Source organism: Brumimicrobium salinarum, from assembly GCF_002844555.1.
Taxonomy (GTDB): Bacteria; Bacteroidota; Bacteroidia; order Flavobacteriales_D; family Crocinitomicaceae; genus Brumimicrobium; species Brumimicrobium salinarum.
Window position 1 is genome coordinate 519048 of sequence record NZ_PJNI01000001.1, and the last position, 14177, is coordinate 533224.

Genomic DNA, 14177 nt, shown 5'->3' on the forward strand with positions numbered 1-14177 from the left:
AGCTTGATTAAAACATCTTAAAGTAATATTTTATGGCGCCCAATTTTAAAGGAAAATAGTCCACTTTGGAAAGCTAAAGTACTAATTTAAATAAAATTATAGATGTCAATAAAAGTTGAAAGAAAAGAAAATACTTCAAAGTTTTTAGGATTAGTTGTAAACAGAACTGTTTTTTTTGCGGTTGTAGGTGTTGTTATATTTAGTGTGGGCTTTACACTTTTTTTTGAAGAACAAGCAGATCATTATTTTGGAATTGCACAAACTTATGTTTCTGAACACGGTGGTTGGATTTATACCTTGGCAGTTAATCTATTTATCGTTTTTTGTTTGTACATGGCGTTTAGTAAATTCGGATCAATACGAATAGGAGGCCAAAAAGCAAAACCTGAATTTAGTCGATGGGCTTGGTTTGCCATGCTGTTTAGTGCCGGAATTGGAAATGGTTTAGTGCTATTTAGTATTGCCGATCCTGTACGTGATTTTTTAAATCCACCTCGATTAGCTGGTGAAGACCCAGTGCTCATTGCACAGGAAGCAATTAATTTTTCGTTTTTACATCATGGAATTCATGGATGGGCTATTTATTCAGTTGTTGGTTTGTCTTTAGCATACTTTACTTTTAACCGTAAAATGCCATTAACCCTACGGTCGGTTTTTTATCCAATCTTGGGAAATAAAATTTACGGTTGGATGGGAAATTTAATCGACATCATGGCAGTTATTACAACCTTGTTCGGATTAGCAACTACCATTGGTTTTGGTGTTGGTCAAATTAATTCTGGGTTAACCCATGTTTTTGGTATTCCAAGTTCATTATTTTATCAAGTGGTAATTATTATCGCCGTTACCTTAGCAGGAACAATATCAGCATTTAGTGGTGTCAATAAAGGAGTTCAAATGCTTAGTAAATTAAATGTTCGTGTGGCTTCGGCTATTTTCTTTCTCGTTTTAATTTTAGGGCCAACAACTTTTATTCTAAGTGCGTATATTCAAAACATAGGGAGTTATTTGGTCAATTTTATTGATATGTCAACTTGGACAGAATCATTGAGAGGAACAGATTGGCAAAAAACCAGAACAATTATGTATTGGGGTTGGTGGATTTCTTGGTCCCCATTTGTTGGAACTTTTATCGCACGTGTTTCAAAAGGACGTACCATTAAAGAATTTATATTGGGTGTTTTAATTCTGCCTGCGTTAGTTACATTTTTATGGTTTAGCGCGTTTGGTGGTACAACGATGAGAGATATTTTATTAGGCGATACAGCTATGGTTGCAGCGGTTGGTGAAAATATATCTACTGCGCTGTATGTGTTTTTTGACAAGTTTCCTTTTGCTATGTTGTTAAAAGTCTTAGGGGTGATTCTAATCAGTAGTTTTATCATCACATCTGCAGATTCTGGGGCGCTCGTTGTGGACAGTATCACATCTGGAGGGAAACTCAAAACACCAAAGTATCAAAGGGTTATTTGGGCAGCTTCCACAGGTGTAATTGCCGCTGTTTTAATGTACGGTGGCGGATTAAATGCCTTACAAACTGTCGTCACCATCTCAGGATTGCCCTTTGCAATTTTGCTGGTTATGATGTGTTTCTCGTTGTATTCTGGGATAAAAGAAGATTACGAGAAAAAACAGCGAAAAGAAAAGTTGATAGAAAAAGAAGATTATCGAAAAAATATTCTCCAATTGGTGAATAAAGATCGCGAAGAAAGAGGTGATCATTCCAATCAATCTAAAGACAACAACGAATAAAACAAAGAAAAGAAGAATGGCTAGAAGAAACGATTTAAAATCTAAATTAAAATTGATGGTAGCAATGGATCTTACTGAAATGGATGCCATCCTGCTTAAATATGTTAGTTTTTTATCAGAAGTTTGGAATGTAGAACATATTTATTTCTGTCATAATATTAAACAGTATAAACTTGAGGGCTTAAAGGATAGTTTTTTAGATGAAGATATTTCCATTGAAAAAATTATAGAAAAAGAATTGCACAAATCTATTGCTTCGAATTATACTGCCGAAGTTCCACATTCTTTGGTTCTAACCTCTGATGATTACACCGAAAGTATATTAACGCATTTGTCCAAAGAATATAAAATAGATCTTGTTCTTTCGGGTAATAAAAATGAACTTCAAGGAACTGGAGCATTGAATCAGAAACTTGTACGTATGTTGAACACTAACGTGCTATTGGTTCCAGAAAAAACCAAACATCAACTCAAAAGGGTGCTAGTACCTACTGATTTCAGTGCAGATTCAGCCAATTCCTTTGAGGTTACACAAACCCTAGTTGAAAGCTCTCAAGGTGAAATCGAAGCTTTACATGTTTATACAATCTCCTCATTCTTTTTTCCGTATATCAATACCGAGAAAGCGATTGATAAAACCGAAAAACAATTGAATGAAAAGGTGAAGCACTTTAAAAAAAGATACACCAATACCGCCGAAGTTAAATTTAACTTCATGGATAGGAAAGAATTCTCCATTGTGGAAGCAATTGAAAAACATGCTGATGAAAATGATTTTGACATTATTGTTGTGTCTGCAAGAGGAGGAAATAAAATCACATCACTTTTTATAGGTAGTGTTACGAATGATTTGCTTATACGCAATAGAAAAATGCCTTTGTTGGTAATCAACTAAGTTTTGATTTTTGTTTAAAACGTCATAAAAATACTCACCTAATGAGGTATTCACTATGTTTTGAGTTAAACAAATACAACAATAAATCTCATTTTAAAAGATTCCATTTATCTTAGCGCTTAGTTTATGACCGAATGAGTAATCCATTAAAAAAATTAGCAGGGCAAACCGCAATCTACGGACTTTCAAGTATTGTAGGTCGATTGTTGAATTATTTACTTGTTCCTCTTTATGTGTCAGTCTTTGCACATACCTCAGATTACGGTGTAATATCCGAACTTTATGCTTGGATTGCTTTCTTAATGGTACTGTTGACCTTTGGTATGGAAACAGCTTTCTTTAAATTTCTTTCAGACCAACCCGAAAAAAAGATAAAATCTTTCGGAACTCAATGTTAAGCTTAATTGTTGTCAATCTTATTTTTCTAACATTGGTCATCTTGTTCAATGGGTTTATTGCTGAAAAATTGCTTTTTCCTAATAACCCAGAGTACATAGTTCTTTTGGGGATTATAGTTGTAATAGATGCAACATCTGCACTTCCTTTAGCCAAACTTAGAGCTGAAGAGAATGCGAAAAAGTTTGCTTTCGTTCAATTATTAGGAATAGGAATAAATATTGGACTCAATCTTATTTTTATGCTCATCGTTTTTCAACCTGCAACACAAAATGCTGAAGTTGGTGTGCGATTTATTTTAATAGCCAACCTTGCGGCTTCACTCGTTAAACCTTTGGTGCTGTATAAAGACTTTCTTCAATTGAAGTGGAATTGGGACACACGACTAGTGAGAAGTATGGTGAAATACAGTTTTCCGCTTGCATTAGCAGGTTTTGCTTTTATAATTAATGAAACTGTAGATCGAATACTTTTAAAACACCTTACATTTAAACAAGCAACCACCGAAATGACCAGCGAAGCCGCTTTAACTTTTGCAGAATCTCAAGTGGGGATTTATAGTGCGAGCTATAAACTTGCAATGTTGGTTACAATTTTATTACAAGCTTATCGATATGCCGCAGAACCTTTCTTTTTTGCGCAAGCTAAGAGTAAGGATAGGAATAATACTTACGTAAAAGTTATGAACTACTTTGTAGCAGCTGTATTTGTATGTTTTTTAGGTGTCGCCTTAAATCTGGATATTTTTAAATATTTTATTCCTAACTCAAGTTATTGGGAAGGATTAAAAATAGTTCCAATACTTCTTTTGGCTAATGTTTTTTCTGGTATTTATATTAATCAAAGCATTTGGTACAAGCTAAGTGGTCAAACTAAATACGGTGCTTTTATCGCTACTGGAGGAGCTGTTTTAACACTTACACTGAACTTTATTTTTATTCCTATTTACGGTTATATGGCATGTGCTTGGGCAACGTTTATTGTTTATGGTGGACAAATGATTGCCTCTTATTGGTTGGGACAAAAGCATTATCCAATTCCCTATAATCTCCGAAAGTTTGCATTGTATAGTAGCGTCGCTATTGCAGTGTATTTGTTGTTAAACTGGGTTGATATCTCTCCAGGAATTACACAAATTCTACTTCATAATTTTGTTATTTTACTCTACATTGGCTTAGTTTATTGGCTTGAAAAACCAAGTGTATCAAAGCGATAAGGGGTAGGTTCAAATCTCCGTTATTCTATTTTAAGTAAAATTAAATTATTGCTTTTTTTACCCACTATTTTAAAATAACAAACAATAACGTTTCTTTAAAGATAAATCAGGAATTAGCCCATGAAATCTAGCCAAAAAAAGTTACTTTTGTAGATTGTGGAAAAATGAATTGCAATTTTTTTCACGATGAATTACCAATAAATAAACAATAATGAAAGTAAATATCATTAATCGTTCTAAACACGATTTGCCCAAGTATGAAACGAATGCTTCTGCAGGAGTCGACTTACGTGCAAATATTAGTGAGCCTTTTACACTCCAATCTTTAGAGAGAAATATTGTGAAAACAGGTTTGTTTCTTGAAATTCCTGAAGGATATGAAGCACAGGTTCGGCCGAGAAGTGGTTTAGCAATCAAGCATGGCATTACAGTACTGAATAGTCCTGGCACAATAGATGCTGACTATCGCGGTGAGATAGGTGTTATTTTAGTGAATTTATCGCAAGAACCTTTCGTTATTGAAGATGGAGATCGTATAGCTCAATTGGTATTCTCAAAAGTAGAACAAGCAGAATTTGAATTAACCGAAAAACTTTCTGAAACTGACCGTGGAGCAGGTGGTTTTGGAAGTACAGGAAAAAAATAAATCATGAAAATAATCGTACCAATGGCGGGAAGAGGATCTCGCCTAAGACCACACACACTAACCGTTCCTAAACCTTTAGTCCCTGTTGGTGGTAAACCAATCGTCCACCGTCTAGTTGAAGATATTGCTGCGGTTTGCAGTGAGCCTATTGAAGAAATAGCTTTCGTGATTGGCGATTTTGGAAAGGAAGTTGAAAAAGAATTGATCCAAGTGGCTGAAAGTTTGGGTGCTAAAGGAAGTATTTACCATCAAACTGAACCGCTAGGAACTGCACATGCAGTTATGTGTGCTCAAGATAAATTAGAAGGTCCAGTTGTTGTCGCTTTTGCAGATACCTTATTTAAGGCTGATTTTAAAATTGACCCGAACGATGATGGAATTTTGTGGGTGAAACAAATAGACGATCCAAGTGCCTTTGGTGTTATCAAGATGAATGAAAAAGATGAAATCGTTGACTTTGTTGAAAAACCTAAAACGTTTGTCTCTGATCTAGCAATGATTGGAATCTATTACTTTAAAGAAGCTGCAGATTTAAAAGTAGAATTAGATTATTTGATAGAGAACAACATCATAAAAGGAGGAGAATATCAACTACCGGATGCCTTGCGTAGATTAACAGAAAAAGGGAAGATTTTCAAGCCAGGTAAGGTTACCGAATGGTTAGATTGTGGAAACAAGGTTGTTACTGTTAATGCAAATCAACGCGTACTTGAGTTTGATAAAGAAAAAAATAAAGACTTAGTTGCAAACTCAGCAAAAATTAAAAACAGTATTATCATACCTCCATGCTTTATTGGCGAAAATGTTGTTGTAGAAAATTCAATTTTAGGACCTCATGTTTCTGTAGGAGCGAATAGCACTGTTGCCGATAGTATAATAAAAAACACTATTATTCAAGGCGAAACACAACTAAAAACACTTCACTTAAAGGATTCAATGATTGGAAATCACGTTGATGTTTCTGCAACTCCGTATGATTTAAGCATCGGAGATTATACAAAAATCACATATTGATAAATGAAATTGTTTCTAGCCATATCATTTTTTGTTTTCTCTTCTTTTGTTGGCGTTCTTGCACAGAAGAATAGAAATGATGATCTTAAAAATGAAGCGTTAGATGACATCAAAGCCTTGTCTTCTAAAGATTTTCCTTACATCGAGCTTTTTCATCAAGGTGTACGTGAAAAAATGGCTGGAAATTTTGAAGAAGCTAAAACAATTTTTAGAAAATGTTTAGATCAGAAAAAAATGATGATGCTGTTTATTTTGCGTTAGCTGAAATAGCAAAAGAGGAAAATAAAATTGGTGAAGCACTTAATTTTTATCAAAACGCTTTTGGAATAGACACCAGTAATGTCATTTACTTACAAGAATTGGCATTTATGCAAGCAGAAAAAACAAATTTTGAAGAGGCAGAAGTGCTTTTTAGAAAACTGTGTAAAAAAGAACCACGGAATCTTGATTTTATATATGGATATAGTAAAGTGCTGATCTATAACAAACAATACGAACAAGCGATTAAACAGCTTACAAAATTGCAAGACCAAGCCGGAACAGTTCCTGAGTTAATGATGATGAAGGCAGACTTGTATATGGAGTTAAAAAACCATCAAAAAGCAGAAGAAGCATTACTTCAGTTAAAAGATGAATTCCCATCGAATCAAGAGGTGCTTGATAAAATAGTTGCTTTCTACAAACAACAAGGAGAGGAGGGAAAAGCAAAAAAATATTGAATGAACTCAATCATTCAGATCCAAATAATAGCTCAAGCCAGTTTCTCTTGGCTAATCAAATGTTTGAGGAGGAAAGGTATGCGGATTATACGACGCTTGCAATGAAATTACTTGATAGTGAAACCTTGCCTTTACAAGAAAAGCTAGTTGTTTTCGAACGCTTATCAGAAATTTATACTGGTAAAAATGAATCTTTACTTAAAGCATCACAATTAATTTATGATAAACATTCCAAGGACTTTGAAGTGGCGAAGAATCACGTGCTTATTTTAATTGAAAATCAGCAAACCAAAAAAGCTTTAGAAATAGCCCGAAAAGCAGCAAATGCCAATAAAGAAAATTATCATGCCTGGCGTTTGGCGCTTAATATAGCCTCAACATATTGGGATTACGCTGTGCTTTTCGAGGATGCAAAAAAAGCGCTTGAATTTTTTCCTACAATGCCTAGGCTATATTTTGATGCAGCAAAAGGAGCGATATATGCCAAAAAATTAAATGAGGCTATAGAATTGCTCGCAGCAGGTGAACTCTATATCTTAGATGATAGACAGGCAGGAGCATTATATGATATGCGAAAGGGAGAAATCTATTTTGCAAAAAAAGAATATAAAAAAGGGATTATTGCATTCGAGTCGGCATTGAATAAAGCGAAAAACAAGTCAGCTGTATATTCTACTTATGCACTTGAGTTAAGTAAAGCAAATATCGCAACTGAAGTTGCAGAAAACCTGCTATCCGAGTTGAAAAATCCAGACCAAGATCGCAACTATTTTTTAGCTCATGGATACCTAAGTTTACATTCTAAAAATTATGATTTTGGTATTTCTCTGTTAAATGAAGGAGTGAAGGCTACTTTCAATAATGCTGAAATATTTGACTTACTGGGCGACTTGTACTTTAGAAAAGGAGCTATTGATAAAGCTATAGAGGCTTGGGAAGAAGCTATGGTTTTGGAATCGAGAAATAAGAATCTATCTCAAAAAATTAAAGAAAAAAATATTATGCTCCAAAGTACTATTAAAAGCATATTGATATTTATTGCAATTGTAACGTTGGCTTCATGTGGAAGATCGAAAGATTTACACGAAGAAAATGCTATCAAACTTCCAAAAGTTAAGGAAGAGTTGTTAATTAGCCGGCTAGACAGTCTTTCTGAAAATAGACCAGATCACTTTTATACAAAATTGAGCTCAAAATATTCTGATAGTAAATACAACGTTTCTTTTAAGACATCTATCAGAATGCGCTCAGATAGTGCTTTACATGCTTTAATTACTTTTGCTAGAATTCCTATTTATAATACAATGGTTACACCAGATACCTTAACGATGGTAGATAAAAGAAACAATTGTTACATGAAAGAAGGAATGGAGTATTTAAAGACAACCTTTGGTGTAGACTTTAAGCATGAAAATATTGAAGAACTTATTTTAGGAATGCCAATTGCATGGGATGATGAAATAGCGTACAATCAAGTTAAAGACCCATATAATTATGTGATTTCATCTACTTCAAAAAGAAGAATTCGAAGACAAGACAGTGAAGATTTTATTATACGCTATTTCCTGAGCAACGATACCAGAACCCTTCGGAAAACCATCATTGATAGTCCTAAAGATACCACATCAATTACCATTAATTATTATGGACGAGAATTGGTAAATGGTTTCAATATTCCAACAGAAGGAGATATCAAAGTAGATACACCAAATGATGAGTTATTTATTGATTTTAAATATAATAAAACAAGTGTAAATGATCCAAGAGTATTATATTTAGCAATACCTAAAAGATATGATCGGTGTGAATAAAGGTTTAGTTTTGTTTTTTATTTTGTTGTGTTCTGCTTCATTTCCATTGTGGTCGCAGACAGGTTCGCAGCGTTTAAAAAAAGAACAATCTGCACTCGAGAAACAAATAGCTACTACTAAAACTTTACTAGAAAAATCAAAGAAAAACACCCGGCTTTCTCTTGATGAGGTGCATTTAATTGAAAAACAAGTTGAATATCGTGAACGTTTATTGAGAAATATTGACAACCAAATTCGTTCTTCCGAGTTGAAAGTTGAGCAAAAGAAAGGGCGTATTCAAGAGTTAAATGCCGAAATTGAACGTTTAAAGAAGCAATACGCGAAATTGCTACTCTATGCTTATAAGAAAAGAAACAAGTATGGAGATTTGATGTTTATTTTTAGTGCTAAATCTGTTGAGGAAGCCTTGAAAAGAAAATTATATCTTGAGAAACTTACTGAAATTCAAAAAAAGCAGATGCGCTTAATAAAGCAAAATACAGCGCTTTTAGAAGAAGAAATCAAATCGTTAAATCAAGAAAAGAAAGAACAAGAAAAGCTAGCAGCACAAAAGAAAAGTGAACGCGCCGAAATTATTAAAACTAAACGCGAAAAAGAAAAAGTCTATCAACGTTTCAAGGAACAGGAGGAGGAGTTGTTGAAAGAATTGGCACAACAAGAAAAAGCAAAAACTCGGTTGAAGAATGAAATTGCAGCTGCCATAAAAAGAGAAATTGCAGCTGAAAAAGCTAGATTAGAGAAAGCACGTAGAGAAGCAGAAGCAAGAAGAAAAGCAGAGGAGGCTAGAAAGGCTGCAAACACACCTACGGTTGAAGAAGCAAAAAAGGAAGAATCTTTTTCATTAACAGCTGAAAGTACGTTAATTGGAGAAAGTTTTGCAGCCAATAAAGGGAAGCTACCCTGGCCTGTTGAAAAAGGCACAATAACACAAAACTATGGTAAAAATAAACACCCTTCCTTGCCAAATGTGTACACGCAAAACAATGGAGTTGATATTAGTACACCAAAAAATGCGAATGTTTTGGCGATCTTTAAAGGGGAAGTAACCAGTGTTATTAATATCCCTGGAGCAGGAAAGGTAGTAATCATTAAACATGGTGATTATAGAACAGTTTACTCTAATTTGCGTGATGTATACGTCACAAAAGGAAGCACAGTAGATACTAAAACACCTATCGGATCACTATTACCTAATCCATCAGGTGATATTTCTGTTGCGCATTTTGAAGTGCATCATGTTAAAGGAAGCGGTGTGAATCAATTGAATCCAAACCTGTGGATTGCCAAATAAATTAACCTTAATTCCACAAAAGTCTCTTTTTATTAAAAAAATAACTGGAAATAGAAAAAGGAGCCTTTAAAGCTCCTTTTCAATATCGTTATTTAATAACTGAGTTTATTCTTCTCCTTCTATTTCGTTGTCAAATACTTTCTTTGGACGCATTTGTTCTACTGCACCCAAGGTAATCCAATACGGCACAGCAAAAGCCATTAAGAAAAGTAAAAGCCAAAATGCCATTCCAGCAATTAAAAGAAACATAACAAGACCGAAAATACTCATGATATATTATTTTTGTAACTATTATTGTTATTTTAAACTGCTGTAAAATTAAAAAATAATTTAATATAAAACGATATATAATGAAATATAGAGTAGAAAAAGACACGATGGGCGACGTGAATGTGCCTGCCGACAAGTATTGGGGGGCTCAAACAGAGCGTTCTAGAAACAATTTCAAAATCGGTCCTGAAGCTTCAATGCCAATAGAAATTGTTCATGGATTTGCTTATTTGAAGAAAGCTGCGGCATTTACCAATTGTGAATTAGGTGTTTTAGAAGAAGCAAAGAGAGATTTAATTGGCCAAGTGTGCGATGAAATTATTGCTGGAAAACACGATGATCAATTTCCATTAGTGATTTGGCAAACAGGTTCTGGTACGCAATCAAATATGAATACCAACGAGGTGATTGCAAATCGAGCTCATGTCATTGCAGGAAATAAGTTAGGAGAAGGAGACAAAACACTCCAGCCGAATGATGATGTCAATAAGTCACAATCATCAAATGATACCTTTCCAACAGGAATGCATATTGCTATTTATAAGCGTATCGTTGAAACAACTATCCCAGGTGTGAAACATTTACGTGATGTTTTAGATGAAAAAGCAAAAGCATTTGACGATGTAGTTAAAATAGGAAGAACACATTTAATGGATGCTACGCCGTTAACTCTAGGACAAGAATTTTCAGGGTATGTAGCGCAATTGGATCATGGATTAAAGGCTTTGGATAATACGCTGCCTCATTTGTCTGAAATCGCCTTAGGTGGTACAGCTGTTGGAACAGGTTTAAACACCCCTGATGGATATGCAGAATTGGTAGCGAAACATATTGCCGATTTTACTGGTCTTCCTTTCGTTACAGCTCAAAATAAATTTGAAGCACTTGCAGCGCATGATGCACTCGTAGAAACACATGGAGCATTGAAACAATTGGCTGTTTCATTAAATAAAATTGGTAATGATATTCGTCTTCTGGCTTCTGGTCCAAGATCAGGAATTGGAGAAATTATTATTCCTTCAAATGAACCAGGCTCATCAATAATGCCAGGAAAGGTAAATCCAACCCAAGCAGAAGCGTTAACTATGGTTGCCGCACAAGTAATGGGGAATGATGTTGCTGTTTCAGTAGGTGGCGCACAAGGACATTATGAGTTGAATGTTTTTAAACCTATGATGGCGGCTAATGTATTAGAATCTGCTCGTTTAATAGGTGATTCATGTGTTTCTTTTGCTGATAATTGTGCTGCTGGTATTGAACCAAATCATGAACGAATAGACGAACTAGTAAACAATTCTTTGATGTTGGTTACCGCTCTAAATACAAAAATTGGATATTACAAGGCAGCAGAGATTGCAGGAAATGCACATGAAAAAGGAATTACATTAAAAGAATCTGCTTTAGCGTTAGGACATTTAACAGCTGAAGAATATGATGAATGGGTAGATCCTGCTAAAATGACGGGAAAATAATCGCAGTTTTTATTTAAGAATATACGCCAAAAGTTAACGCTTGTGCGTGATAAATAAGATTACGTAAAGGAGAATGAATTTAATTTTGTTCTCCTTTTTTGTTGCTCATTTTCATTTCATCATTTTGTAAATTGCGTACATTGAAAATCTACTTTCGTTTGCTTTTTTGAAGTCAGGTTATTCTAACTCCCTTCTTTCTTTGTGAGACAAATATTGTTGACCTTATAATTATCTAATTCGGGTGCATAAACCAGCCTAATATGTCTCGATTTTTCCATTGAATCAATAAAATAGTCGTATTAAAATAAAAATTCTTAAAATTTGCAAAATTTATGTATATTGGAATCGCTAAATTATATCAAAGTCAAATTATGAAGAAAACAATACTATCTTTTTTAACAGCATTTGGATTTATCTTTACTGCTGTTTCTCAAGATTATTTCGAATGTTATACAGATCAAAAACAGCCGAGTACATAGAGAGTTTATCACCTGAAGAAAGGTTACAATACAAACAAAATGAGCAAGAAAAGGCTTTGCAAATTGAAAACTTTATTGCACAAAACCCCGAATTATTACAAGCGTCTAACTCTAGAGGTGCTATTACTTATACCATCCCAGTTGTATTTCACATAATACACCAAAACGGTCCTGAAAACATTTCAGATGAGCAAGTTTTAAACGCTTTAAATCACATGAATGAAGATTTTCAAAAATCAAATCCGGGATGGCCAAATGTACAACCAGAATTTCTGCCTATTGTTGCTGATGTAGAAGTTGAGTTTAAGCTAGCAAAAAAAGATAATTTGGGAAATTGCACCAGCGGAATCACAAGAACAAATTCAGCAGTTACAGATGGTGGAACAGGTGCGCAAAGAGTACAAGCAGTTCAAGCAGTTCATGGAAACTGGCCAGGTGACAAATACTTAAATATTTTTGTATTTAAAACAATGGATGTTCAAGGTGCTGCTGGATACACTTTTAGACCTGATCCATGGCGTTCAAACAGTATGGATAATGGTATACATTTAATACATAATTATGTGGGAAGTATTGGAACAGCAGGCTCACAAGGTGCACATACCTTAAGTCACGAAGCTGGTCATTGGTTAGATTTACCACATCCGTGGGGTAACTCCAACGATCCTGGTTTAGCGTCTAATTGCAATGGTGATGATAATATCGCAGACACACCTAATACGATTGGATGGAGAACATGTAATTTACGTGGAGAATCATGTGGTTCTTTAGATAATGTAGAAAATTTCATGGAGTATTCCTATTGCTCTAAAATGTTTACGAATGATCAAAAAGCAAGGATGCATGGTGCTTTAAACATTTCAAATACAGGAAGATTAAATGTACATTCAGCAAGTAACTTAATTTCAACTGGTGTAAATAGTCCTGATGTTTTGTGCGAGGCTAATTTTGGAGCGAATTATAGAGAGGTTTGTGTAGGACAAGAGGTTACTTTTACAGATTACTCATATAATCTAGTGACTTCTCGTAATTGGGAGTTTCAAGGTGGTTCTCCAGCAACTTCTACCGCTGAATCACCAACAGTAACGTATGATACTCCAGGTTTATATGAAGTTAAATTAACCGCTTCAGACGGTTCTTCAAGTGTGAGCGAAACTAAACCTTCTTATATTAAAGTATTACCAGCAGGTCAATCTTTACCATTTACTGAAGGGTTTGAGAACATAACTTCTCTTTCTAATTCAGATTGGTTAGTAGATAACAATTCAGGTGCAGGATTTGAATTAACTTCTGATGCCGCATTCACTGGAAATAATTCTGTCTATTTAAGAAACTTTGGACAACCAAGAGATAATATTGATGCATTGATATCATCACCAATTGATCTTTCTTCAATTACTAGTTCAGAAGGTGTGACCCTTAGTTTTAGATATGCATACCGAAGAAGATCTAGTTCTAATTACGAACGATTAACAGTTCTTTTATCTCAAAACTGTGGTGAATCATGGTTAGTAAGAAAAAGTTTGGTTGGACATAATTTGGGTACTGAGACAGCTGGAAGTAATTGGGCTCCTGACTCAAAAGATGATTGGGTTACTGTACACATGACGAATGTTACAAGCTCTTTTTGGATTGATAATTTTAGATTTAAATTTGAGTTTGAATCTGATGGTGGAAATAACATATATTTAGACGATATCAATATTTTTGCAGGTCCTAAAGAAAATGATCCTTTAAATATTGATGAGGAAAGCTTTGTAAGATCTTTCAATGTTTATCCAAACCCTGCAAGTGATGTAGCAAACGTATCCTTTAATATAAATGATAGTAAACTTGTTCAAATTGATCTTGTAAATATTATGGGACAAAAAATATCTACGAATAAAATACAATCTAATGTCGGTCAAAATCTTGTCATGATTGATACAGAAGGAGTAGAGGCTGGTGTATATTTAATTAATATCAATGTCGACGGCGTTAAGAAAACAAAACGAATTGTAATTGAATAATCAAAATTTAATGTAATAGTAAAAAAAATCGCTAAAGAACGCTTTAGCGATTTTTTTATTTTCAGTCTTTATATTTGAACCATCCATTGAGTAGTCAATCTAGTTTCAAATTTGTGTAATATTTAACATTAAAGGAGTAGCTCTAATGTTTATGTTACACGTATTTTAATTTCCTCATTTTTTAGTACCTAAATATGTAGTTGACAT

General features: G+C 34.2%; 13 protein-coding genes. 12 read left to right on the forward strand and 1 reads right to left on the reverse strand.

The genetic code is table 11. The annotated features are described in order from the left end of the window. Positions 1–102 precede the first annotated feature (102 nt). The 10 genes from CW751_RS02305 (at position 103) to CW751_RS02345 (ending at position 9740) form a co-directional block, all read left to right on the forward strand. Entirely contained in the window at positions 103–1752 is a 1650-nt protein-coding gene (locus CW751_RS02305; protein ID WP_101333329.1) for a BCCT family transporter, read from the forward strand. 16 nt (positions 1753–1768) lie between these two features. Then, positions 1769–2647: a universal stress protein gene (locus CW751_RS02310; RefSeq protein WP_133122100.1), complete on the forward strand. Its 879-nt coding sequence runs from the start codon at positions 1769–1771 to the stop codon at positions 2645–2647. Positions 2648–2781: 134 nt separating this feature from the next. Further along, on the forward strand, positions 2782–3045 hold the full coding sequence (locus tag CW751_RS02315) for a lipopolysaccharide biosynthesis protein (protein ID WP_101333331.1): 264 nt from the start codon (positions 2782–2784) through the stop codon (positions 3043–3045). Next, positions 3039–4259: a polysaccharide biosynthesis C-terminal domain-containing protein gene (locus tag CW751_RS02320; protein ID WP_101333332.1), complete on the forward strand. Its 1221-nt coding sequence runs from the start codon at positions 3039–3041 to the stop codon at positions 4257–4259. The genes CW751_RS02315 and CW751_RS02320 overlap by 7 nt, the downstream gene beginning before the upstream one ends. 211 nt (positions 4260–4470) lie before the next feature. After that, a complete protein-coding gene (gene dut / locus CW751_RS02325; RefSeq protein WP_101333333.1) occupies positions 4471–4905 on the forward strand; it encodes a dUTP diphosphatase in 435 nt (144 codons plus the stop codon). A gap of 3 nt (positions 4906–4908) precedes the next feature. Continuing rightward, positions 4909–5919: a sugar phosphate nucleotidyltransferase gene (locus tag CW751_RS02330; RefSeq protein ID WP_101333334.1), complete on the forward strand. Its 1011-nt coding sequence runs from the start codon at positions 4909–4911 to the stop codon at positions 5917–5919. Positions 5920–5922: 3 nt separating this feature from the next. Then, a complete protein-coding gene (locus CW751_RS15305) occupies positions 5923–6180 on the forward strand; it encodes a hypothetical protein (protein WP_133122101.1) in 258 nt (85 codons plus the stop codon). Continuing rightward, positions 6135–6638 (forward strand): tetratricopeptide repeat protein, encoded by a 504-nt coding sequence (locus CW751_RS02335; RefSeq protein WP_101333335.1) that lies wholly within the window; start codon positions 6135–6137, stop codon positions 6636–6638. Before CW751_RS15305 ends, CW751_RS02335 begins: the two co-directional genes overlap by 46 nt. Next, positions 6635–8449: a DUF4292 domain-containing protein gene (locus CW751_RS02340; RefSeq protein WP_133122102.1), complete on the forward strand. Its 1815-nt coding sequence runs from the start codon at positions 6635–6637 to the stop codon at positions 8447–8449. The genes CW751_RS02335 and CW751_RS02340 overlap by 4 nt, the downstream gene beginning before the upstream one ends. Beyond that, entirely contained in the window at positions 8442–9740 is a 1299-nt protein-coding gene (locus CW751_RS02345; RefSeq protein WP_165779193.1) for a murein hydrolase activator EnvC family protein, read from the forward strand. Before CW751_RS02340 ends, CW751_RS02345 begins: the two co-directional genes overlap by 8 nt. Before the next feature lie 105 nt (positions 9741–9845). Here CW751_RS02345 and CW751_RS15340 read toward each other — a convergent pair whose 3' ends face one another. Further along, positions 9846–10010, reverse strand: a complete 165-nt coding sequence (locus tag CW751_RS15340; RefSeq protein ID WP_165779194.1) for a hypothetical protein — start codon at positions 10008–10010, stop codon at positions 9846–9848. A gap of 80 nt (positions 10011–10090) precedes the next feature. Here CW751_RS15340 and fumC point away from each other — a divergent pair, with 80 nt between their 5' ends. Continuing rightward, positions 10091–11482 carry a class II fumarate hydratase gene (gene fumC, locus CW751_RS02350; RefSeq protein ID WP_101333338.1) on the forward strand — a complete coding sequence of 464 codons (1392 nt, stop codon included), beginning with the start codon at positions 10091–10093 and terminating at the stop codon, positions 11480–11482. Positions 11483–11927: 445 nt separating this feature from the next. Beyond that, the gene (locus CW751_RS02355) at positions 11928–13970 is read left to right on the forward strand and encodes a zinc-dependent metalloprotease (protein WP_101333339.1); all 2043 of its coding nucleotides are present in this window, start codon (positions 11928–11930) and stop codon (positions 13968–13970) included. Positions 13971–14177 lie beyond the last annotated feature (207 nt).